Annotated in this window: 20 protein-coding genes and 1 tRNA gene; 15 read left to right on the forward strand and 6 right to left on the reverse strand. The window is 65.4% G+C overall.

Translation table 11 applies throughout. The features are described from left to right. Position 1 precedes the first annotated feature (1 nt). The 6 genes from ACN2C8_RS09675 to ACN2C8_RS09700 all read left to right on the forward strand — a co-directional run bounded on the left by ACN2C8_RS09675 (position 2) and on the right by ACN2C8_RS09700 (position 6,007). Positions 2-415 (forward strand): VOC family protein, encoded by a 414-nt coding sequence (locus ACN2C8_RS09675; RefSeq protein ID WP_419255707.1) that lies wholly within the window; start codon positions 2-4, stop codon positions 413-415. Beyond that, complete coding sequence (locus ACN2C8_RS09680; protein ID WP_419255708.1) at positions 412-1,200, forward strand: 2-keto-4-pentenoate hydratase; 789 nt, start codon at positions 412-414, stop codon at positions 1,198-1,200. The genes ACN2C8_RS09675 and ACN2C8_RS09680 overlap by 4 nt, the downstream gene beginning before the upstream one ends. Next, positions 1,197-2,141: an acetaldehyde dehydrogenase (acetylating) gene (locus ACN2C8_RS09685; RefSeq protein WP_419255709.1), complete on the forward strand. Its 945-nt coding sequence runs from the start codon at positions 1,197-1,199 to the stop codon at positions 2,139-2,141. Before ACN2C8_RS09680 ends, ACN2C8_RS09685 begins: the two co-directional genes overlap by 4 nt. Continuing rightward, positions 2,138-3,172: a 4-hydroxy-2-oxovalerate aldolase gene (gene dmpG / locus ACN2C8_RS09690; protein WP_419255710.1), complete on the forward strand. Its 1,035-nt coding sequence runs from the start codon at positions 2,138-2,140 to the stop codon at positions 3,170-3,172. The genes ACN2C8_RS09685 and dmpG overlap by 4 nt, the downstream gene beginning before the upstream one ends. 151 nt (positions 3,173-3,323) lie before the next feature. Beyond that, the gene (locus tag ACN2C8_RS09695) at positions 3,324-4,712 is read left to right on the forward strand and encodes an amino acid permease (RefSeq protein WP_419255711.1); all 1,389 of its coding nucleotides are present in this window, start codon (positions 3,324-3,326) and stop codon (positions 4,710-4,712) included. A gap of 821 nt (positions 4,713-5,533) precedes the next feature. Continuing rightward, complete coding sequence (locus ACN2C8_RS09700) at positions 5,534-6,007, forward strand: GatB/YqeY domain-containing protein (protein WP_419255712.1); 474 nt, start codon at positions 5,534-5,536, stop codon at positions 6,005-6,007. Between the two features lie 262 nt (positions 6,008-6,269). Here the strand turns inward: ACN2C8_RS09700 and ACN2C8_RS09705 are convergent, their stop codons facing one another. Genes ACN2C8_RS09705 through ACN2C8_RS09715 form a run of 3 tightly spaced genes read right to left on the reverse strand, consistent with a single transcriptional unit; the run spans position 6,270 to position 10,643 of the window. Next, a complete protein-coding gene (locus tag ACN2C8_RS09705; protein ID WP_419255713.1) occupies positions 6,270-7,496 on the reverse strand; it encodes an efflux RND transporter periplasmic adaptor subunit in 1,227 nt (408 codons plus the stop codon). Positions 7,497-7,500: 4 nt separating this feature from the next. Then, positions 7,501-9,885: an ABC transporter permease gene (locus tag ACN2C8_RS09710; RefSeq protein ID WP_419255714.1), complete on the reverse strand. Its 2,385-nt coding sequence runs from the start codon at positions 9,883-9,885 to the stop codon at positions 7,501-7,503. Next, the gene (locus ACN2C8_RS09715; protein ID WP_419255715.1) at positions 9,882-10,643 is read right to left on the reverse strand and encodes an ABC transporter ATP-binding protein; all 762 of its coding nucleotides are present in this window, start codon (positions 10,641-10,643) and stop codon (positions 9,882-9,884) included. The genes ACN2C8_RS09710 and ACN2C8_RS09715 overlap by 4 nt, the downstream gene beginning before the upstream one ends. Before the next feature lie 264 nt (positions 10,644-10,907). Between ACN2C8_RS09715 and ACN2C8_RS09720 the strand changes: the two genes are divergently transcribed. The 6 genes from ACN2C8_RS09720 (at position 10,908) to ACN2C8_RS09745 (ending at position 18,198) form a co-directional block, all read left to right on the forward strand. Next, positions 10,908-12,275, forward strand: a complete 1,368-nt coding sequence (locus ACN2C8_RS09720) for an MBL fold metallo-hydrolase RNA specificity domain-containing protein (RefSeq protein WP_419255716.1) — start codon at positions 10,908-10,910, stop codon at positions 12,273-12,275. Next, positions 12,272-13,792, forward strand: coding sequence for a thymidine phosphorylase family protein (locus ACN2C8_RS09725; protein ID WP_419255717.1), 1,521 nt, complete (start codon positions 12,272-12,274; stop codon positions 13,790-13,792). Before ACN2C8_RS09720 ends, ACN2C8_RS09725 begins: the two co-directional genes overlap by 4 nt. Next, positions 13,789-14,673, forward strand: a complete 885-nt coding sequence (locus tag ACN2C8_RS09730; RefSeq protein WP_419255718.1) for a ribose-phosphate pyrophosphokinase — start codon at positions 13,789-13,791, stop codon at positions 14,671-14,673. Before ACN2C8_RS09725 ends, ACN2C8_RS09730 begins: the two co-directional genes overlap by 4 nt. A gap of 365 nt (positions 14,674-15,038) precedes the next feature. Then, complete coding sequence (locus ACN2C8_RS09735) at positions 15,039-15,197, forward strand: hypothetical protein (protein WP_419252855.1); 159 nt, start codon at positions 15,039-15,041, stop codon at positions 15,195-15,197. Positions 15,198-16,620: 1,423 nt separating this feature from the next. Further along, positions 16,621-16,974 carry a hypothetical protein gene (locus ACN2C8_RS09740; protein WP_419255719.1) on the forward strand — a complete coding sequence of 118 codons (354 nt, stop codon included), beginning with the start codon at positions 16,621-16,623 and terminating at the stop codon, positions 16,972-16,974. 198 nt (positions 16,975-17,172) lie between these two features. Further along, positions 17,173-18,198: a tyrosine-type recombinase/integrase gene (locus tag ACN2C8_RS09745; RefSeq protein WP_419255720.1), complete on the forward strand. Its 1,026-nt coding sequence runs from the start codon at positions 17,173-17,175 to the stop codon at positions 18,196-18,198. Between the two features lie 70 nt (positions 18,199-18,268). Here the strand turns inward: ACN2C8_RS09745 and ACN2C8_RS09750 are convergent. Then, positions 18,269-18,343: transfer RNA gene (locus ACN2C8_RS09750), tRNA-Lys, on the reverse strand. Positions 18,344-18,468: 125 nt separating this feature from the next. Between ACN2C8_RS09750 and ACN2C8_RS09755 the strand changes: the two genes are divergently transcribed. Beyond that, entirely contained in the window at positions 18,469-19,119 is a 651-nt protein-coding gene (locus ACN2C8_RS09755) for a hypothetical protein (RefSeq protein ID WP_419255721.1), read from the forward strand. 4 nt (positions 19,120-19,123) lie between these two features. Here the strand turns inward: ACN2C8_RS09755 and tgt are convergent, their stop codons facing one another. Both tgt and queA read right to left on the reverse strand, forming a co-directional pair. Beyond that, complete coding sequence (tgt, locus tag ACN2C8_RS09760) at positions 19,124-20,236, reverse strand: tRNA guanosine(34) transglycosylase Tgt (RefSeq protein ID WP_419255722.1); 1,113 nt, start codon at positions 20,234-20,236, stop codon at positions 19,124-19,126. Between the two features lie 3 nt (positions 20,237-20,239). Then, a complete protein-coding gene (gene queA, locus ACN2C8_RS09765) occupies positions 20,240-21,328 on the reverse strand; it encodes a tRNA preQ1(34) S-adenosylmethionine ribosyltransferase-isomerase QueA (RefSeq protein ID WP_419255724.1) in 1,089 nt (362 codons plus the stop codon). A gap of 128 nt (positions 21,329-21,456) precedes the next feature. Here queA and ACN2C8_RS09770 point away from each other — a divergent pair, with 128 nt between their 5' ends. Beyond that, positions 21,457-22,062 carry a hypothetical protein gene (locus ACN2C8_RS09770; protein WP_419255726.1) on the forward strand — a complete coding sequence of 202 codons (606 nt, stop codon included), beginning with the start codon at positions 21,457-21,459 and terminating at the stop codon, positions 22,060-22,062. Between the two features lie 39 nt (positions 22,063-22,101). Next, positions 22,102-23,073, forward strand: coding sequence for an endonuclease/exonuclease/phosphatase family protein (locus ACN2C8_RS09775; RefSeq protein ID WP_419255728.1), 972 nt, complete (start codon positions 22,102-22,104; stop codon positions 23,071-23,073). Positions 23,074-23,104: the final 31 nt, after the last annotated feature.

The following is a 23,104-nucleotide window of genomic DNA, read 5'->3' on the forward strand; positions in this document are numbered from 1 at the left end:
CATGTCCACCCCGTTCCACCTCTCGATCACCGTCTCCGACCTAGAGGCCGCGCGCCGGTTCTACGTCGGCTTGCTGGGCTGTCCGGAGGGGCGCTCGGCGCCGACCTGGATCGATTTTGACTTCTTCGGTCATCAGCTGTCGGTGCATCTGGGAGCCGTGGTCGAGCCGCGCCCGCTGGGCCAGGTGGATGGCACAACCGTGCCCATGCCGCACTTCGGCGCCGTGCTGCCACTGGGCCGATGGAGCGCCCTGGCGGAGCGCCTGACCTCAGCCGGCATCGCCTTCGAGCTTCCGCCCCAGCGCCGCTTCGTCGGCGAGGCGGGCGAGCAGGCCCTGATGTTCTTCCGCGACCCCTCGGGTAACGCCATCGAGATCAAGGGCTTCGCCACCACTGACCGTCTGTTCGAGGTATGACCGTCGCCAGCGAAGCGCTCGCCGCCCGGCTGCGCGACGCCTATCGCACCGGAGCCGTGCCGCCCCTGCGCGACGGCCTGGAGCCCACAGACTTCAAAAAGGCGTATGAAGTCCAGGCGCTCAACACCACGCTATGGACCGGCCAGGGTCGCAAGATCGTAGGCCGCAAGATCGGCCTGACTTCAAAGGCGGTTCAGGTTCAACTCGGCGTCGACCAGCCTGATTACGGCGTCCTCTTCGACGACATGGCGATAGCCAACGGCGGCGTCCTGCTCACCTCCCGGGCGTTGCAGCCCAAGGCCGAGGCGGAAGTCGCGCTGGTCTTGGCGCGCGACCTCGACAATCCCGACGCCCAGATCGCCGACATCGTCGCCGCAACAGATTACGCGTCCACCGCCATCGAGATCGTCGACAGCCGCATCGCCGACTGGAGAATTACCTTCGCCGACACCGTGGCCGACAATGGCTCCTCGGCGTTTTTCGTGTTGGGGAACGAGCGGCGCAAGCTTGACGGCCTGGACCTCTACACCTGCGGCATGGCGTTGGAAGTCAATGGACAGCTCGCCTCGCTAGGGGCCGGCGCGGCTTGCCTAGGCCATCCCCTGAACGCCGCCGCCTGGCTGGCCCGCACCCTTGCGGCTGTGGGCGAACCCCTGAAGGCCGGCGATATCCTGCTGACCGGCGCGCTTGGCCCGATGGTCGCCCTGACGCCGGGCGACCGCGTCGAGGCGATGATCGGTGGCTTGGGCCGGGCCAGCTTCAGCTTTGAGAAGGATCGCCCATGAGCGACAAGATCAAGGTCGCGATCATCGGCCCCGGCAATATCGGCGCGGACCTGATGATCAAGATCGGCCGCACCTCCAAGACGCTCGAAGTGGCCGCCATGGTCGGGGTCGATCCGGCCTCCGACGGCCTAGCCCGCGCCGCGCGCCTGGGTGTGGCCACCACTTCCGACGGCATCGACGGTCTGGTGAAAATGGACGTCTGGCCACAGATCCAGATCGTGTTCGACGCTACCAGCGCCAGCGCCCACGCCCGCCATAGCGAAATCGTGGTCGGAGCCGGCAAGACCATTGTGGATCTCACCCCGGCCGCCATCGGCCCCTATGTGATCCCGGTCGTCAACGGCGACGCGCACTTGGATAGCGCCAACGTCAACATGGTGACCTGTGGTGGCCAGGCGACCATCCCGATCGTGGCGGCAGTGGCCTCGGTGAGCACTGTCCACTACGCCGAGATCGTCGCCTCGATCGCCAGCAAATCGGCCGGCCCCGGCACCCGCGCCAATATCGACGAGTTCACCGAGACCACCTCGCGCGGCATCGAGCAGGTCGGCGGCGCGGCCAAGGGCAAGGCGATCATCGTGCTCAATCCGGCCGAACCGCCGATGATCATGCGCGACACCGTCTTCACCCTGTCGTCCGGCGCGACGGAGGCTCAGATCACGCAAGCCGTCGAAGCCATGGTCGAGAAGGTCCGCGCCTATGTGCCGGGCTACCGGCTGAAACAGGCCCTGCAGTTCGAGCACTTCGGCGCCAACGCCCCCGTGGCGATTCCGGGCCTGGGCGAATTCGTCGGGATCAAGACCAGTGTGTTCCTCGAGGTGGAAGGCGCGGCGCATTACTTGCCCGCCTATGCCGGCAACCTCGACATCATGACCTCGGCGGCGCTGGCGACGGCGGAGAAGATCGTCGCCCGCCGTCCTTTTTCGGAGGTCGCCCAGTGAACTTCGATCCCTGCCAGACCAAGCTCTACATTCAGGACGTCACCCTGCGCGACGGCATGCACGCCATCCGCCATCGTTATGGCCTGGATGATGTTCGCAACATCGCCAAGGCGCTGGACGAAGCGAAGGTCGACGCCATCGAGATCGCACATGGCGATGGCCTGAACGGCTCCAGCTTCAACTACGGCTTTGGCGCCCACACCGACTGGGCCTGGATCGAGGCCGTGGCCGAGGTGGTCCGCAACGCCCGGCTAACCACCCTTCTCCTGCCCGGGATCGGCACGATCCACGACCTCAAACACGCCCACAGGCTGGGCGTCACCTCGGTCCGCGTCGCCACCCACTGCACCGAAGCCGACATCTCCCGCCAGCACATCGCCGCCGCGCGCGACCTGGGCATGGATGTCTCCGGCTTCCTGATGATGAGCCACATGCTGGAGCCCGACGCCCTGGCCCAGCAGGCCAAGCTGATGGAAAGCTATGGCGCCCACTGCGTCTATGTCACCGACTCCGGCGGCGCGCTCGACATGGACGGCGTCACGGCACGGCTCCAAGCCTATGACCGCGTGCTGGATCCCAAGACCGAACGCGGCATTCACGCTCACCACAACCTGTCTCTGGGTGTCGCCAACTCGATGGTCGCCGTGCAGGGCGGCGCGATCCGCGTCGACGCCAGTCTGGCCGGTATGGGCGCCGGGGCCGGCAATGCACCGCTGGAAGTGTTCCTGGCCGCCGCCGACCGGCGTGGCTGGAACCACGGCTGCGACCTCTATCGCCTGATGGACGCCGCCGAGGATCTGGTCCGCCCACTGCAGGATCGTCCGGTCCGGGTGGACCGCGAGACCCTCGCCCTCGGCTATGCCGGTGTCTACTCGTCGTTCCTGCGCCATGCCGAACAGGCCAGCCGGACCTATGGCGTGGACACGCGCGACATCCTGGTCGAGTTGGGCCTCCGGCGCATGGTCGGTGGTCAGGAAGACATGATCGTCGACGTGGCGCTGGACCTGCTCAAACGCGGCGCTGCGGCCTGAGGTCTTGGCGAGGCCAGCGACGATCGGTTGGTCGCCCGATACCTCGCGGCACTGGACGTCACCCGGTGCGCACGGACCCGCGCGATCATTCTCGACAAATTTTCAGTCACCCGAGTGGATTGCATCCACCCGGGCGTTCAAGGGGGCGGCCATGACCACCACAGGACCATCGATCGACGCCCTCGCGGAACGCGAGAGCGGCTTGAAACGCGGCCTGACGGCGGGACAATTGTCGATGATCGCCATCGGCGGCGCGATCGGGACCGGCCTCTTCCTCGGCAGCGGGTTCGCCATCGGCCTGGCCGGGCCCAGCGTGCTGATCAGCTACGCCATCGGCGGGGTCATCGCGCTGCTGCTGATGGGCGCTCTGGCCGAGATGACCGCCGCCCACCCGGGCGCAGGATCGTTCGGTGTCCAGGCCGAACGCTATTTGGGTCCCTTCGCCGGCTTCCTCATCCGGTACGCCTATCTGTCGGGCATCATCCTCGCGATCGGCACTGAGGTGACGGCGGTGGCGATATACATGAAGGTCTGGCTACCGCAGGTTCCGGGGCTGGTGTGGATCATCGGCTTCTCCGCCGCCCTGATCGCTGTCAACGCCTTCAGCGTCAGCTTGTTTGGCTCCGTCGAATACGCCTTCTCGCTGATAAAGATCGTCGCGATCGTCGGCTTTATCTTGCTGGGAGCGCTTTGGGTGTTCGGCCCTTCGGCGGCCCAAACAGGCGCGGGCTTCCATCTGTACCTAGATCATGGCGGCTTATTCCCGAACGGTCCGTGGGGGACCTGGGTGGCGGTGATCGTCGCGATTTTCAGCTATTTCAGCATCGAGATGATCGCCGTAGCAGCGGCCGAGGCGGCAGATCCCCAACGGGCCGTGGTCCGTGCCTTCAAGGCCACGCTGATCCGGCTGGCGGTATTCTACATGGCAACGCTGGCCCTGATGCTGGCGATTGTACCCTGGACGGTGGCGGGAGCCGGCAAAAGTCCGTTCGTTACGGTGATCGACGCCCTGCAAATTGTCGGTGCGGCCGACGTCATGAATTTCGTAATCCTGATCGCGGCCTTGTCGGCGATGAACAGCCAACTCTATACAGCCACGCGTATGCTGTTTGGCCTGTCGCGCGCCGGCTTCGCGCCGTCCATCTTTGGTCAACTCGATAGCCGGGGCGTACCGGTGAAGGCTTTGGGCATCGCAGCCCTGGGTGTGGCGATCGCGGCCTTGGTTTATACTCTAAGCCCCACAACGGCCTTCACGGTGATGATCTCAATTGCCACCTGCGGCGCCATGGTCACCTGGCTGATGATCTTCCTGACCCATCTGGCCTTCCGGAGGCACAACAAGGGCCCGACGGGTCCCTTTCGGATGTGGGGCGCCCCCTGGACCAGCCTCCTGGGAGCCTGCCTGATGGGAGCCATCCTGCTTACTACCGCTTTCACCGAAGCGTTCCGGCTAACCTTGGTTATCGGCGTCCCATTCCTCCTGTTCCTGAGCGGCGCTTACTATCTGCGGTCACTTTCAGGTCCGCGCAAAGCGGCCTAGTTCCAATTGCCGACGTGCCTAAACCTTCGGAATGAAGCGTCCTTTCTAGGTGCCTATCACCCCGCTAGGGGGATCCTTCTTCCACGGCGCTGCACAGACCAAGCGAACCCCTTCACGGGTCCGGTGACCAGTTCATCGGATAGCGAGCACCACAGCGGCTCAAAGCGGAGGGTCCGTTGATCCGATAACCCGACCAGGTCGCACAGGCCCGAACCGCTCAAGACGCCGATCACCCAGTCCTAAATGCCGTTCCTTTCTGATCCCAGGAACCGTTGATACGTCATCCGTGGGCAATCTGGCAGGCGCGCCTTGCAAGCCTAAGGCGTATCGTCAGCCCAAATTTGGGGACGCCAATTTGGACCGTTTGCACCGTGCGCCTTACATCAGCATGGACCTCGCTCGGCTCAACATGTGCCCGACTTCCGAGCGGTGCGATCATGATCAACGTCGCTCGATGCATAAACTTGCGCTTTGATACTGATGCCCACCCATTTGATCCAGAATTGCAAAGGGGGGGGAGCGTGTTCAGCGAACAGGCGGAACGCTGCAAGCCAATTGAAACTGGCCATAAAGGACGCCTTGTAGTCTTCGCGAGCGACCCTCTGATACCTCTTTTCCCGGCCCATCAGTCCTCACCGGCGGCTCGACGTTGAGTTGGTCAGGTTGGTCGTCATGAGACTGGCTGACCATCCGAAAGGTTAACAGTTAGGTGCTTCATCGACGAAGCTGCGCCAGAAGCGGACATTGGCGTGCTCCCAGGATGTTGACGTTGCCACCCAGTACGGCGCAATCGAGGCGCAGTGAACTGGAAGGACGACCACATGGCTTTGCTCGACGAGCTCAAAGCTGACCAACTCGCCGCGCGCAAGTTGAGCGACCGTCTGAGGGCTGACCTGCTGACCACGTTGATCGGCGAAGCTGCGCAGATCACGACCGAAGAATTCAAGCGCGGCGTGACGGAAGTCACTGAGGAAAAGGTCCTCGCAACCGTCGCTAAGTTCTTGAAGAACACGAAGCTGACGCTGGAGAACCTCACCACCGAACGCGCGCGCCTGATCGAAGCCGGAGGCGAGGCGTCGAAGGTAGATGAGCGGACAAGGGCGGCTGAAACCGAACTGGCGATACTGACCTCGTATGGCCCAAAGCAGATGACGGAAGCGCAACTGCACGAGGTCATCAGCGACTTCAGGGCCAAAAACCCCGACGCCAACGTCGGGACGATCATGGCCCACCTGAAGACGAGCTTCGGCGGCCAATATGACGGCAAGGCGGCCAGCGCGTTGGCCAAGGCTTAAATTGCGGACTACTTCGCAGTCTCGTGGCGGGACCCGGAGCGGGGCTGCGTCACTGGTGGATAATTGCTGAGAAGCCCGTCGCGATTATGGGCCGCACTCAGCGACCCAAGTTCGATCCCCCTCGCAGCCACAACCGATGTCGGCTTCTGTGGCGACTTCGCGCCAATTGCGGACTCAAGCACCGGTCCAGAAACACGACATTCAGGCGAGTAGTTTTCGCAACCTGCGCACAGGCGAGGCGCGACCAAAGATCAAGGCAAGGCTACTCGCCGTTCGGCGTGGAAGTCCGAATGCGCACCGCGACGCCATCGGCGATGGACTGCCCCGGATGGAGCACTACCCGCTCTCCCGGCTTCAGCCCGGCGCGGGCCTCGGCCAGTTCCCCGTTGTTGTGGCCGATCCCGACCCGTTGCAGGCGAGCACGGTTACCTTCGACCTTGAATACCGCCCACTGTCCCTGATGCCGGAACAGGGCGGACACAGGCGTCCGAAGCACTGCCTCGGCCCGCCAGACCGTGACTGCCGTCTCCACACGATAGCCATGGCCGACCGCCGCCCAGGCTGCAGGAGGATTGATTGGCTCGATGACCACATTGACCCGTTGCTCCTCGACACCGAGGGCCGAGACTTTGAGGAAGCCATAGGGTTCGACCTGCCGGACACGGCCCTCAAGCGCCGGGCCATCCCCCCAAGCGTCGATCACGACAGGCGCCCCTACGGAAATTCGCGCCGCGTCACTCGACAGGAGCTCGGCGACCACTTCTAGATCGCGAGGGTCGCCGATCTCGATCACCGGCGCGCCCTGGGCGATGACGCTTTCGCTCTCCTGCAGCACCCGCAAAACACGGCCTGTCACCGGCGCGCGAAGAGCCACCGCCCGGCCGCCGGACCGCGCGGCGGTTGGCTCGATTAAACGCACGCGGGCCGCCTCGAGCGCCGCTTGCTGGACGCCGACGCCAGCGCGGGCATTGCCCACGACGGCGGCGGCGGTGCGGGCGTCGAGGCGTGCGCGGTCGAGGGCGCTCCGCGACGCGACCGATGCGGCGAACAGTGTCTCGGTACGGCCGGCTTCGAGACGAGCGTAGGTCAGCCGGGCTTCAGCGCCTTCCAGCTCGGCGCGCGCGAGGGCCAGGGCGGCCTCGGCCGAACGGACCCCGGCCTGGATTTCCTGGCGGGACCTTTCGTCCATGAAGGTCGCCGGTCCCGGCTGGATGATCGCGATCACCGCCCCGGCCTCAACCCGTTCGCCCGCGCGGTTGCCGATCCGCATCAAACGGCCGGAGACAGGCGCGGACACCACATAAACGTTGCGGGCCCGCGTTCGCGCCTCGTCACGAACCGCGACAGTCAAGGGGCCTGCGGTGACCTCGGCGATGTCCACCAGAACCGGTCGTGGACGGAAGGCCAAGAGCAGCAGCGCCGCCACCGCCAGCACGGCGGCGACCCAGAACAGCGTCCGGAATTTGAGATTGAACCGGTTGATCTTCACGGCGCTACTCTCCGGTCTTCAAGGCTTCGGCCAGGTCGAGCCTGTCGATCTGACGCCGCACCGTCAGACTGGCCACGACAGTGATGACCAGCACCACCGCCCCGGCCATGCCGAAGGTCGCTGGAGCGACGGCGAAGGGCAGCCGGAACAGGTCCGAACTCATGGCGCGGGCGAGATACCAGGCCAGACCAGCCCCTGCCGCCGCGCCCAGCGGCAGGGCCAGCAGCGTCAGGAAGGCCACTTCGCCGAGCAGTATGTAGGATACGTCGGCGCGCGAGAAGCCGAGCACCCGCAGTGAAGCCAGCTCCCGCTGGCGCTCGGCGAAGGAAATGCGAACCGTGTTGTAGACTACCCCCGAAGCGATCAGGCCGGCGAAGAAGAAGAAGGTCAGGATAGATCGGCCGAGGTTCTCATCGAGCATGGCGGCCAGCCGTTTGACGGCCTCCGCCTGCAGGCTCACCCCCGCGACCGACGGCGTCTCCTTCAGGCGCGCATAGAGGCCCCCGGTCCGGTCGGCGTCGACCGTCAGCCAGGCCCCGGACACCAGCGCCCCTTCTTCCAGAGACCGGTTCAGGTCCTCAATCCGCATCCGCGCCCCGGAGCCCACATAGCTGGTGGTGACGGCCGAGACCCGCAGAGCCAGCAGCGGCCGGCGGCCTTCCGTGACCTGCGCCTCGATGATGTCGCCGGCCTTGATCCGGAGCTTGGCGGCCAGGTCGCTGGACAGGACCAGGCCGCCGGGATGCGGCTGGATCGGTCGGTTGTGGGTATCGACCATCCTCGACAGGATGCCGTCCAGCGGCGCGCCGGTGATCACTGCCCGCTCCTCGCGCGCGCCGTGGCGCAGGCGAACCGAAACGAGACGAAACGGCTCGGCCGCCAGCACCCCCTCTTCGCGGGCCAGACTGAACAGGGCAGCACGTGACCGGGGCTCGACGAAGCTCACGGACACGTCGTGGGGGTTGGATACGGTGAAACTGGAATCGATCATCACCTTGATCGCGTCCATCATCGACATAGTGCCGATCAGGAGAGCGCCCGAGGCCGCGATCCCGGCCACGGTCAGGGCCGCCCGCCAGGGCCAGCGAATGATCTGGCGCAGGATCATGCGCGATTGCTGGTCGAGGACCTTGATCCGGGTGATCCAGGCCCCAGCGGCCTTGGAATAGTCGGGCGGCGGCGCGGGGGTCATCGCTTCCGCCGGGTTCAGGTTCGCGGCCCGCCGCACCGCCAGGGCCGCGCCACCCATAACCGTCAACATGGCCACACCAACCACGGTCGCGTAGTCGGCCGGATCCGCCTGGAACAGGAGGAAGGGGAAGCGGTAGTATTCCATATAAAGCCCCGCCATGCCGCGACCGAGCCAGATCCCGGCGGCGCCACCGATCAGCACGCCCGTCACCGCGATGACGGCGACCAGCTTGAGATAGTGGCCGATGATGTCTCGGTCCCGGTAGCCGAAGGCTTTCAACAGTCCGATCCCTGCGCGCTGAACGGCGATCAGCCTTGACACCACGACATTGACCAGGAAGGCCGCCACCAGCAGAAAGATCGGCGGCAGCACCCGCCCCATGGTCGCCAGCTGGTCGATCTCGCTGGACACGAATGCGTCCGAGACCTGATCGGCGCGGCCATAGGCGCCCGGGGCGCCATAGGGCTCCAGAAGACGATCCAGCCGGGCGATCACCGCCGGCTCAGAGGCGTCGCGGGAGAGGCGCACCACCGCCTCGTTGAAGGCTTCGTCCTGATTGACGGCCTGGGCCAGGGCGTTGCGCCGCATCAAGAGCACGCCGAACAACCGGTCATCGGGCACGAACTGGCCCGGGCCGATGGCGTAAACGTGCTCCGGCGACAGGACGATCCCGACCACGGTCAAACGGCGGCGGCCGCCGTAGAGGGTTACCGGAACCGGATCGCCAATCTCGAGCCGGTGGGCGTCGGCGAAGGCCTGGAGCACCACCGCCTCGTCCCGCTGTCCTGCGATCGGAAGACGGCCTCGGACCAGGTGGAGCCGATTGACCGCCGCCTCGCCCACGTCCGGCAAGGACAGGACTTCGCCGGTCGCTGGCGCGCTCATCCCCTCCATGGCGAAGAGCGCCGGAACCCGAATGCGGGTCGCCGCCGCCTGGACCCCCTCGATGGCCCGGATGTCGGCGATCAGACGCTGCGGTGCGCGCACCACTGGGGCCCAGACGTCGGCGAACAGATAGCGTTCATAGTAGGCGCGCCGGGTCTCCTGTAGCGAACTCAGCATCCCGGCGGAGAGCAGATGAACGGCGACGCCGCCGGCGATGACAAAGGCGATCGCCAGCGCCTGGGTCTTCATGCGCCAGAGATCCCGCACCAGCTTGCGGTCCAGCGCACCCATCCAGGCCGGCGGATGGTTCACCACGAGACCTCCCCGGGCAGCCGCTTGTCGGGGTTCTCGCGCAACTCGCGCACCCGCCCATCGGCAAATATCACCACGCGATCAGCGATGGCGGCGATGGCGGCGTTGTGCGTGATCAGCAGGGTCGTGGCGCCCAGGCTGTCGTTGACCGTTTTAAGCGCCTCCAGAACCCGCACACCGGTGGCGGAGTCCAAGGCGCCCGTAGGCTCGTCGCACAGCAGGACTGACGGCTGCTTGGCCACAGCGCGCGCAATGGCCACGCGCTGCTGCTCGCCGCCGGACATCTGGGCCGGAAAGTGATCCAGACGGTTCTCCAGGCCGACCATGGCGAGGGCCTCTTCGGGACGGAGCGGGGCCTCGGCGATCTCGGTGACCAGGGCGACGTTCTCGCGCGCGGTCAGGCTCGGCATCAGATTGTAGAATTGGAAGACGAACCCGACGTGCCGACGGCGGTATTCGGTCAGCTGGTGCTGGTCCGCCCGACTGATGTCATTCCCCCGGAACAGAACTTCGCCGCTAGTCGGCGTGTCGAGCCCGCCGAGAATGTTCAGGAAGGTCGACTTGCCGCTACCGGACGCGCCAAGCACCACGACCATCTCGCCGTCTGGCAGATCGAGGTCGACACCCCGGAGAGCGTGAACGGCCCCAGGACCGGAGCCATAGACCCTAGTCACGGCCCGAGCGCGAAAGCAGAGCCGCGATGACGCCGTCGTAGCGAGCGTATCCACGGCGGCCATCATGCCGTCGCCGTGAGCCATCGGTGTCCCGGTGCGATTGACTGTTGCGTCCCCAAGGACATGGCGCGGTGATTCCGGTCGGTCGGCACAAGGTGCCAGTCGATGGACGTCCACCCCGTGATCTGGATCAATTATGCCCTTCGCGCACTCGATCAGGAGCGATCGAGGACGTAGAAAACCGCCGAGTCTCACCTTCGGGTTGAAGCCATGAGCTCAATTAGGCTGCACGCCGCCGCCCGCCCTGTTTATGGTGAAGGCTGATCGCGTCAGATGAAGTAGGAATGGATGTCCAAGGCCAGCCTGACGTTTCTCGGGGGTGCGGGCACGGTCACCGGCTCCCGCCACCTGCTTCAGCTCGGCGGGCGCAAGGTTCTCGTCGATTGCGGATTGTTCCAGGGTCTGAAGGCGTTACGTCTGAAGAATTGGGCAGAGTTTCCGGTAGACCCGGCCGGCATCGATGCAGTCGTGCTAACTCACGCGCACCTCGATCATTCCGGCTACCTGCCAAAGCTAGTGCGCGAAGGCTTTCGGGGACCCATCTTCTGCACCAGCGCCTCGGCCGACCTTTGTGAACTCCTGCTGCTGGATAGCGCCAAGATCCAGGAGAGCGATGCGGAATTCGCCAACCGTCACGGCTTCTCCAAGCACAAGCCCGCCCTGCCGCTGTACGGCAAGCGCGACGCGCTGCGCACGCTGGAGCAGCTGCGCGCCATCGACTTCGACACGCCCACAGACCTTGGGCACGGCGCCAATCTGCTGTTCCGCCGCGCCGGGCACATTCTAGGAGCGGCGAGCGTTCAACTGCGCTGGGGCGGCAAGACTTTCGTCTTTTCGGGCGACATCGGCCGCTACGATGACCCCCTGATGCACGACCCAGTCTCCGTGGCTCAGGCGGACTACCTGCTGGTGGAGTCGACCTATGGCGATCGACAGCACGCGCAGGTCGCTCCGGCCGACGCCCTCCTGGAGGCAATCCAACGGACCACGGCGCGAGGGGGGACCGTGATCATCCCCGCCTTCGCGGTCGGTCGGGCCCAGGAGCTTCTCTATCTGTGCTGGCGTCTGAAACAGGCGGGCCGCCTGCCACTGACGCCCGTCTATCTCGACAGTCCTATGGCCATCAACGCCAGTGGCATGCTCGAGCGGCACCCGCACGACCATCGTCTCTCGCCTGATGAGTGCCGAGCCGCGATGGCCTCAGCGACCTATGTGCAGGACGTGGAGGAATCCAAAGCGCTCAGCCACAATGGCATGCCGAAGGTGATTATCTCGGCTAGCGGCATGGCCACCGGGGGGCGCGTTCTGCACCACATCAAGGCCTACGGACCAGACCCCAAAAACACGATCCTGTTCGCCGGTTTCCAGGCCGCCGGCACGCGCGGCGAGGCCCTCATCAACGGTGCGCGGGAAGTGAAGATCCATGGCGGTTTCGTTCCCGTCCGCGCGGAGATCGACAACCTGCCCATGCTCTCGGCTCATGCCGACGCCAATGAGATTCTGCGTTGGCTTGGCGGCTTCGAGCGACCGCCCAAAAAGACCTTTATCGTGCACGGGGAGGCCGGCGCTTCGTTGGCGCTGCGGGAACGGATCGAGCAGGAACTCGGCTGGTCCTGCGTGATCCCGGCCGAGGGAGACGAGCAGGTTCTTTCGTGACCGACGGGTCGCAGCCGCCCCTGCCCGTCCTAACCGCGCGCCGGTTGGGACTGCTGTCACAACATGACTCCATCGTGCTGATGCGTGAGGACAGCCCGGTCTGCCGGTCGGAGGGCCACGGCCCACGCTCTCAGGTGCTGCTGATGGCCCACGGCCGCGAGGTGATGGCGACCCTCTATCAGGTTACCGGGGGCGAACTGGTGCAGACGAACGAGGCGGGGCTCTCCGAGGCGGCTTGGGAACGACTGGGGGTGGCCGACGGGGACGAGATCCATGTCCGCCATCCGCCGGCCCTCACCTCGATGTCCAGCGTGCGCCGGCGTGTGTACGGCAAGCGCCTGGATGCTCCCTCAATGGCTGACATCATTTCCGACATTGCCGCAGGCCGCTACAACGACGTCCATCTTTCCGCCTTTCTGACCGCCTGCTCGGCCTTGCCACTGGACCGTGACGAGGTCGTCCATCTCACCCGCGCCATGGTGCAGGCCGGCGAACAACTCAGCTGGAATTCACCGGTCGTGATCGACAAGCACTCGGTGGGTGGTTTGCCGGGCAACCGCACCACGCCGATCATCGTAGCCATTGTCGCGGCGAACGGACTAGTAATCCCGAAAACCTCGTCCCGGGCCATAACCTCTCCAGCCGGCACGGCCGACACCATGGAGACCTTGACCAATGTCGACCTCAACCTCGCGGCCATGCGCAGGGTGGTCGAACAGGAAGGCGGCTGTCTCGCCTGGGGCGGCGCCATGCGGCTGAGCCCAGCCGACGACGTGCTCATCCGGGTGGAGCGGGTGCTCGACATCGACACTGAAGGCCAGCTGGTGGCCTCCGTGCTCTCAAAGAAAATCGCAGCCGGATCCACCCATGTGGTGCTCGACATTCCCGTGGGGCCGACGGCCAAGGTTCGCTCCGATGACGACGCCGACGCCATCTCCGACGCGCTTACTCATGTGGCGCGGGTGTGCGGGGTTGAGGTCCGGTGTGTGCGCACCGATGGTGGTCAGCCGGTCGGTCGCGGCATCGGCCCCGCCTTGGAGGCGCGCGATGTCCTGGCCGTCCTGCGCGGCGAGCCCTCTGCTCCGTCGGACCTGCGCCGCCGCGCCTGCCTGCTGGCCGGCGCGGCGCTGGAGCTGGCGGGCCGCTGCGGTCTCGGCGAGGGGACAAGGCTGGCGGAGCGGACCCTTGCGGACGGACGGGCCTGGGCGAAGTTTCAGCGGATTTGCGAAGCCCAGGGTGGCCTGCGGGAGCCGCCACGTTCCGTCGTCAGCCGGCCGCTTTTGGCGCAGCGGTCAGGCCGCGTCATGACCATGAACAACCGCACCCTCGCGCGGCTCGCCAAGCTAGCCGGCGCCCCGGATGACAAGGCTGCGGGAGTCGAGCTCCATGTCCGCTTGGGAGACGAGGTCGCGGCGGGCGAACCGTTACTGACGGTCCACGCTGAAGCCCGGGGAGAATTAGCCTATGCTTTGGACTATGCCGCCGCCAATCCCGATATGCTGAGCATCGAGGCATGACCCTGCGACTGGTTCTGCCGCTACCCGGCAGTGAGGCCTTTTCAGCCCGGCTGGCCGGCGCCGGCGGCTTCGAACTTGGCGGGCTGGAATTTCGGCGCTTTCCAGACGGCGAACGCTACCTGCGGATTGACGTCGATCCGAAGGGGCGGCCGGTCGACATTGTCTGCGCGAACGCCGACGAACATTTTCTGACCCTCGCATTCGTGGCGGACGCCGTCAGAGACCTCGGCGCATCGGAGGTCACCCTTGTGGCCCCCTATCTGGGCTATATGCGCCAGGACGCCCGGTTTCAGCCGGGCGAGGCAGTGACCTCGCGTACTTTCGCGCGCCTGGTCTCCTGCACTGTGGATCGCCTGATTACGGTCGATCCACATCTCCATCGGTTCGCACGCCTTGACGAGCTCTATGAGATTCCCTGCGTCGCCCTCCGCGCCGCGCCGCTGATCGGCGCGTGGATCGCGGGCGAGGTGGCCAACCCCCTGATCATCGGACCCGACGCGGAGAGCGAACAGTGGGCGGCGGAGATCGCGACCCAGTGCGGCGCGCCCTATGCGGTGCTGTCCAAAACACGGCGGGGCGATCGCGACGTCCAGATCGCCATGCCGGATCTCGGGCTGCACCAGGGACGCCAGCCCGTCTTGATCGACGACATAGCGTCCTCCGGGCGGACATTGATCGCGGCGAGTACCGAACTGCGCAAACAGGGCTTTCCCGCACCCGTATGCGTCGTCGTTCATGCGATCTTTGGCGGGGATGCTTTCTCCAAGGCCTCCGCAGGAGCCCTGCGCATCGCCTCAACGGACACCGTGGCCCATGCCTCGAATACGATCTCGGTCGCGCCCCTGATCGCCCACGCCCTAGCCTCGCTCAACCAAAGCTAAACGGGAGAGGGCATCCCCGCGCGGGCCATAAAGCGGACCTTCCCAAGGTCAGAGAAGAGTCAAAGATTGCCATGGGCGGCCACGTCAATTTCGGCCCGATCCAATCTCAGGCAAGCCCTACAAACGGGGCGACGCCATGCCAAACGCCTAATCTAGCCCTCGATGCAGATAAGGCCTATCCGTCCAGCCAATCACCAAAGATCCTTCCTGGGTTGACTTGACTGTCGATTAGTTCAACTTTTACGGTCTCTTCCGGGCGAAAGTTTTTCCGCGCTAGCCTGAACCCATCCGGGCGCAAGCGCCCGAGCTGTAACGACGAAACTAGGGCGTCACTGCTGCTAGCCTACGCCAAGGATTGGACGGAGATGCAGGGACACGACAAGCCGGTGAACCAGAAGGCCTTTGGGGCGACTTTGGGCGATCTGCAGACCTTGCTGGGACCCAAGGATGGCAATGGCCTCGTGACCGGGCGCGGTGAGCGCCTGAAGGGGGAATACCCGTTCCCGAACGATGGCACGCGGTAGCCGCAATGACCTGGCCCCCAGATGATCACGGAAAGATGGACGATCTGGCGCGCGGTTTCAGGCCTCGCGCGCATCACGGCGGATGGCTGTGCGTCCGTCTCCCCGTCCATCGTCCACCCTCTAAGTCGCTGATTTACAAGGACCGAAGGACGATACGGACATTACAGACGATAGAATGGGGTTCGTCCCCATGAGGCGCGCGTGCGCGGGCGTATGGGCGCAGACGTGCGTACGTCTGTCCGTCTGTGTGTGCGGCGTGTGTCGTGTTTGAGGTGTGTGTGTTGTGTTTGGGTGTGGGTGTTTGGGTGAGTGTTTGTTGTGAGTAGGATAGCCGAAAAGAAAAGAAACAAGAGCGCTAGCCAAGAGAGGGCAAAACCAGCCGCTGCCGCGCTGGTGGGCAGGTCGCTTGCCCAGCCCGCCGGGGCCTCGGTCATACCGGTCAAAAGGGAACTTGCGCATCGGGACGGTTAAGTCCATAAACAACCTGCGCTTGAAGTTGCGCCTTCCACCCGCCCGGTCACCCGATCGCGGCGGGTTTTCCATGCCTGGTCGTCGACTTAGCCCCCAGCGGGTCCCTTCCAGGGGGTAGCCCCCTATGCGGTAGGGCTGAGCGCGGGGTCACGTTAGTTCGGACCGCCAAATCATTTTGAAGTCGGTGAACCTATGTCCTTGCTTGTGAGGGAGGCGGCGTTCGCTACTCGGCACAGATTGGTGCCGTCTGCAGTCAACAACTGGAAGAAGCACGGCCTGCTGGTCTTTGCCGATGATCCAGAGCGGCCGGCCAAGCGGATGATCGACGCTGCCAAATAGGATCTGCTGATCAAGGGGAAGTTGCCGGCGGCGAAGTCGCGGCTTGCCCTCCCCGGCGGCCTTCGGCGGCTAAGCGCGGACAGCTTTGGTTGCGAGCACCCTGCATGTTTCGCGGGCCGGCGCGCAAGGCCTGTGGCCGCCGCCCGGGACCGGGGACAGGGCCAGGAACCGGACCGTCTAGGAGCATATTCCGTCGGCGGCATCATCCGCGCGCCCCTGACCCGGTTGAAATGGGCTTCATCCACCGTCCGGGCCGAAACAGACGTCCGGGGCGATCCGGCCCTGCCAAGCAAGGTCGATCCCTTAGGCCAGGTGCTTTTGGCCTTCTTCTGGGAAGGCCGCACCGTCCCGGAAATCGCCGATGCTCTGGGCGAACTGGCCCGTCGCCGATCCCCAGCCAACCGCTGCGACCGTTCAAGTCCATCAAGCTTCTCATCGTCTTCGAGGAAAGGTTTCAAGCGTGCGCCCTACAGAACAACCCCCCGCCCATGGGGCAAACATCGTCGCGCCGACCGGGGAGACCAACTTGCGCGCGACGGCAGCACGCCGTCCCGGAAGCCTCGCCCTGGCCTGCGCAACCCCCTGGCTGACGCCAAACCCTGCGGCACCGGAATTGACCGCCCACGACGCGCCTGAAGGCGTTAGCGACGAAGACGCCGGGGCCATCGCGGCGGCGGCAACCACAGCCCTGCTGACTGCCCAGACCACGACCCGGAAGATCACCGAAGACTTCAGCCCGGACTATAGCACCGCCCTATCGCCACTACTGGCCCAGACCGAAGCGCCCGGGCCCTGGAAGCTGGCCGGCGATCACCAGCCTGGCCTGATCCCGGCGGCCGAACACGCACTCCCCTGCGTCGTGGACATCGACAATGAATGTCCTGACGACATGGCCACGGCCCGCGCCGTCGCGATCGCGCTTGCGGCAAATGCTCCCGCCAGCGTCTGGGCGACGGTCGAGGGCTGACCATGGGTGCCAAGCGCAATTTCCGCCAGAACGACCTCACACGGGCCATCCGCGCGGCCAAGGCGGCGGGGATCCAGCCCCATGTCTGGATAGATCGGAGCGGCGAACTGCATATCCGCGAGGACAATAACTTGGCGTTGCCAACTCATATAGAGCAACCTATAGGTGAACCCAGCCCTTGGGATGTCCTGCTAAGTGATGACCAAGCTTGAATTGCCCTATGTGCAGCGCATCATGGATCGGCATGGGCACGTCCGCCACTATTACAGGCGGCGGGGCTTCGCGCGCATCACCTTGCCCGGCGCGGTCGGATCGGCCGAATTCATGGCCGCGTATCAAGAGGCGACACAAGGCAAGAACGACCAGGGCGCGGGATCAAGCGAGGCCGGGTCGATATCGGGCCTTCTCGCAGCCTACTATCGCTCCAACGTCTGGCGCGACCTGTCCAAAGCGACGCAAGCCAATTACCGAAACATTCTGGATCGGTTTCGCGAGAGCTACGGTGATTGGCCCGCGCACAAGTTAACCTCAAAGCACGTTCGGGCGTTGCGCGACAAGGGAGCCGATAGACCGGGTGCAACGCGCAATCTTTTGAAGCGCCTGCGAACCGTTTATGCCTTCGGCGTTGAGCGCGAGCTGGTCTCAGTCAACCCGGTGGCGGACGTAAAAATGCCCCGTGAGGGCGCAGGGTTCAGGCCCTGGACAGATCAAGACATCGCCCAATTCATCGCCCACTGGCCCGAAGGCTCCCGCGCGCGGCTGGCCTTAGCCCTGTTGCTCTATACAGGCCAGAGACGTTCGGACGTCGTGCGCATGGGCCGCCAGAATGTGCGCGACGGCCTCTTGCACATCACCCAGAAAAAAGGCGGCGGGAAGGTCTCTCTCGCCATCCCCCTGCACCCTGAGCTTAAGCGCATCCTCGACACGCTCCCTAAGGACAATCTGACCTTCGTCATGACCGCCTTTGGTCGCCCGATGACGGAGGCCGGCTTTACCAAATGGTTTGGCGATTGCGTAGTTAAGGCTGGCTTGCCGCCTGACCTTAGCCCGCACGGCCTCCGCAAAGCTGCCGCGAGGCACCTGGCAGAAGCTGGCGCGACGACGCACCAAATCGCCTCCATCACCGGCCACGCAAGCCTCAAAGAGGTCGAGCGCTATACGTTAAGCGCCAACCAACCGAAGCTCGCTCGGGCCGCAATGAAGCTGCTCCAGGACGTAAGGTGAACAGGCTGTGTAAACCCTCAGTGTAAACCCCTGAGGGGAACTTTGTAATCGTTGGGGAATTTATGCAAGTTGGTAGGCCGGGTGGGGTTCGAACCCACGACCATTCGATTAAAAGTCGAATGCTCTACCACTGAGCTACCGGCCCGCTCACGACGCGGCGACGCCGGTAGAAGCGGCGCGGAACATAGTCGGGGGGCGCCGCAGCCGCAAGCGGGGTTTCGCCGGTTGTTTGACATGACGCCGCCGCTTTTGCCGCGATAAGCTCGCTCCATGCGTCAAATGCTACTCATCGCCCTGATTTTTCCGCTCTCCCTGGCCAGCGCGCCGGCGTTGTCCCAGCAGCAACCCTCGCCGACGCCACCCGCTGATTCGAAAATCCAGACCACGTCGGACGCCAACCGGGACGGTATTACCGGCGCCGTCAGCGCGCCGCTGCGTGACGTCAATATTGTTCGCACCAAGATCCCGCCGATCCTGATCGAGGCCATGAACGATCCCTACGCCCGGCCGCAGCGCGTCAATTGCGCCACCTTGATCAGTCTGGTCTCGCCGCTTGATGTCGCCCTGGGCGATGACCTCGACGCCCATCCTCCCGAAGAGAATGAAGACCTGATGGATCGCGGCCGCAAGGCCGCCGGCAGCGCTGCCCTGGGCGCGGTGGCCAGCGCCGCGCAGGACATGATTCCGATGCGCGGGTGGGTGCGCAAGCTCAGCGGCGCCGAGCGTCACGACCGGCTGGTGCAGAGCGCCATCACCTCGGGCAATGTGCGCCGCGCCTATCTGAAAGGCCTGGGCGAGGCGCGGGGTTGCAATCCGCCAGCCACGCCGCAGCACAAGCCGCCCGCCCCCGTTCCCGTGGTCGATCCCGGAATGCCGCCGCCACCCGAAGGCTTCAAGCCGCGCTTTCCGATAAAGAACTAGCCGCTCAGGCCACACTCTGTCGCGCCGCGAAATCGCGGCGGAAGGCCTCGAACCGCCCCTGAGCGATCGCCTCGCGCATGGCCGCCGTCAGGGCCTGGAAAAAGGCGATATTGTGCCAGGACAGCAGCACCTGGCCCAGGATCTCCTCGGCCTTGAACAGGTGGCGCAGATAGGCCTTGGAATAGTCGCGGCTGGCCGGACAGTCGCTGCCGGGATCCAGCGGCGTGTCGTCGTCGGCAAATTTTGCGTTCTTGATGTTGATCGCGCCCTCCCAGGTCCAGGCCTGGCCGTGGCGGCCCGAGCGGGTGGGCAACACGCAGTCGAACATGTCGACGCCCCGCGCCACCGCCTCGACCAGGTCGATCGGCTTGCCCACGCCCATCAGGTAGCGCGGCTTGTCGGCCGGCAGCAGATCGGGCGCATAGTCCAGCACCTCGCACATCGCCGTGTGCCCCTCGCCCACCGCCAGGCCGCCGATGGCGTAGCCGTCAAAGCCGATGTCCTGCAGGCGCTGTGACGACTCGCGGCGCAGGTTCTCGAACGTCGAGCCTTGCTGGATGCCGAACAGCACCTGGCTGTCGCGCGTGCCGAACGCCGCCTTGGAACGGATGCCCCAGCGGGCCGACAGCTCCATGCCCTCGCGGGCCCGCTTCTCCTCGGCCGGCCAGGCCACGCATTCGTCCAGCTGCATGACGATGTCGCTGCCCAGCAGGTCGGCCTGGATCTCCATCGACCGCTCGGGTGACAGGACATGCTTGGAGCCGTCGATATGGCTGGCGAAGGTGACGGCCTCTTCGGTGACCTTGCTGATCCCCGACAGGCTCATCACCTGGAAGCCGCCGCTGTCGGTCAGGATCGGCTTGTCCCAGCGCATGAACTTGTGCAGCCCGCCCAGGCGCTTCACCCGCTCGGCCGTCGGCCGCAGCATCAGGTGATAGGTGTTGCCCAGGATGATGTCGGCGCCGGTGTCCTTGACCTGATCGACGGTCAGGGCCTTGACCGTGCCCGCTGTACCCACCGGCATGAAGGCCGGGGTGCGGATGTCGCCGCGCGGGGTCTTCAGGACGCCGGTGCGCGCCTTGCCGTCGGTGGCGGAGATCTCGAAGGGAAACGCCATAGCTTAAGTCTCGGCTGGCTCAGCGGGGAACAGCAGCGAGCTGTCGCCGTAGGAATAGAAGCGATAGCCCGTGGCGATGGCCCGCTCATAGGCCTCGCGCATGGTCTTCTGGCCGGCGAAGGCGCTGACCAGCATGAACAGGGTCGACTTGGGCAGGTGGAAGTTGGTCATCAGTCCGTCGGCGGCGCGGAAGCGATAGCCGGGGGTGATGAAGATCGCCGTCTCGTCGGCGAAGGGCCGGATGACGCGATCCTCGCCGGTGGCGCTTTCCAGCAAGCGCAGGCTGGTGGTGCCGACGCAGACGATGCGGCCGCCGGCGGCGCGCGCGGCGTTGAGGGCGTCGGCGATCTCGGGGGTCACCTCGCCATATTCGGCATGCATCCTGTGCTCGGACACCACGTCGGTCTTCACCGGCAGGAAGGTGCCGGCCCCGACATGCAGGGTCACGAAGTGCAGCGATACGCCCCTCGCCTTCAGTCGCTCCAGCAGATCGGGTGTGAAGTGCAGGCCGGCGGTCGGCGCGGCCACCGAGCCGTCCTCGCGGGCATAGACAGTCTGGTAATCGGCGCGGTCGCGGTCGTCCTCGGCCCGCTTGGCGGCGATATAGGGCGGCAGCGGCATCTCGCCGTGGCGGGCGATGCCGATATCCAGGTCCGGCCCCGCCTGGTCGAAGGCCAGCAGCACCTCGCCGCCCTCGTGCTTTTCCAGCACGGCGGCGTCCAGGCGATGCTCGTCCGAACCGAACGCCACGCGGTCGCCGGCCTTGAGGCGCTTTCCCGGGCGCATGAAGGCTTTCCAGCGATCGGGCGCAACGCGGCGATGCAGGGTGGCCTCAACCGGCACCGGCGCGCCATCACCGCCGCCCGTCGTGCGGGCCTGGCGCAGACCCGCCAGTCGCGCCGGGATCACCCGCGTGTCGTTGAAGACCAGGGCGTCGCCGGGGCGCAGGAAATCGGGCAGGTCGCGCACGACGTGGTCAGCCAGATCCTGGCCTGGCCGCACCACCAGCAAACGCGCGGAATCGCGCGGCTCGGCTGGGCGCAGGGCAATGTTTTCCTCTGGCAGGACGAAATCGAAGTCGGAAAGGCGCATGGGGCGGCTTCAAGGACACGGCGAGGCCCGCAGGTCAAGATACTCGCCGCCGCGCGAGCGCCATGGACAAGCCGGGAGCAGCGGCGCCAATCTCCCCCATAGCCATAGTCTTCGGGGGGAAGATCGCCATGAAACGCGTGCTGGCCTGCGCCGCGCTGCTGCCGTTTCTGCTCGTCGCCTGCGACAACCGCCCTGCTGCGCCCCCTGGCGCGCCCGCCGCGACGGCGCCGGCCACGCCGCCCGCCAAGCCCACGACCGATCCCGCTGCGGCCAACTTCCAGCGCGACGCCACGCTCGACGTCTTCGGCTACTACTTCACGCAGACGCCGGTTCAGGTCGGGAACTGGAAGCTGAAGTCCGTCAACATGGGCTCGCCCAGCGACTTCGCGTCCTGGGAAGAGGGCAAGCGCCCCAGCAACTTTGCGCCCTTCTTCCTGGAATTCGAAGACGTCACCAGCCCGATGGCCGAGAACGAGCTGGGTCAGGTCTATCAAACGGTCAGCTTCCGCCTGATGCCGGACAGCTATCGGGTCGACGGCCAAGCGGTCGTGTTTCGCGGACTGGATCCCCGCCTCGGCCAGGTGGTGTTCTCCGGCGTGTTCGATCTCGCCGCCCTGAAAGCCGCCAGGACTGCGGGTCCGCCTGGACCGCCCCAGATCGTCCTGACCGGCGCCCTGCGGATCGGCGCCGAGCCGATGCGCAATATCAGCTTCCTCTACTTTGCCGGCGACTGAAGTCATCGCGGTCATGCGCGTCCGTGTTATGGGCTGACCATGGATCTTCTGCTTCGACTCCTGAGCCTTTTCTTCCGCGGCACCGGCCTGATGCTGGGCGTGGTCGGAGCGGGTTTCGCTGTCGCCTGCCTGGGCGGCGTGTTCAGCGATCGCCTGGACGCGTTCACCCACCTGACGCCGCTGTGGCTGGCCATGGGCGTGGGCGCGGTCGTTATGGGCTGGATCTTTGCGCGTCATGGCGAGCGCTCGGTGATTGTCGGTCTGGGCGGCGCCGCCGTTTTCGCCTGCGCCATCCTGATGGGCCCCGAACTCTTGGCCGCCGCCGGAACCAAGCGGCTGGCATCGCGGCCAGAGGACCTGAAGATCATCCAGTTCAATATCTGGCGGGACAACGATACGCCCGACCGCACTCTGCGCTGGCTTCTCGCGCAGGATGCCGACGTGGTGGTGATCGTGGAAGGCAGCGGCCCCGTTGTGAAGGCCCTGAAGGCCTACTACCCCTTCTATGTGTCCTGCGCCGGCAAGAAGTCGTGCAGCACGACGATCTTCAGCCGCAAGCGCATGATCGCCCGCAACGGATTCCTTTCAGAAGGTCGGGAACTAATAGGCGCCTGGGCGACCCTGGCCGACCCCAAGGGCGAGTTTACCGTCGCCGGCATCCACTATGTCTGGCCCATGCCCGCGGGTCCGCAACAACAGCAATCCAAGCGCTTGGTCGACGCCTTGGCCCGCTTCGACAAGTCCGACACGATCCTGACCGGCGACTTCAATTCCACCCCCTGGTCGTTCACGCTCAAGCGCCAGGACAAGGCCCTGGGCCTTGAGCGCCGCACGCGGGCCCTGCCCTCCTGGCCCTCGGGCCGCTTCTCGCGCCTGGCCAATGCCCCGGCCCCGTTCCTGCCGATCGATCACGTCTATGCCGGCAAGGCCTGGAAGACCGTCAGCGTCACGCGCGGGCCGGCTTTGGGTTCGGACCACCGGCCGATCATCGTCAAGCTGCGGCGGGACTAGGCGCCAAAACGAAAAACGGCCCCGGAACGCT

This window comes from Caulobacter sp. ErkDOM-C, assembly GCF_048541825.1.
Lineage (GTDB): Bacteria > Pseudomonadota > Alphaproteobacteria > Caulobacterales > Caulobacteraceae > Caulobacter.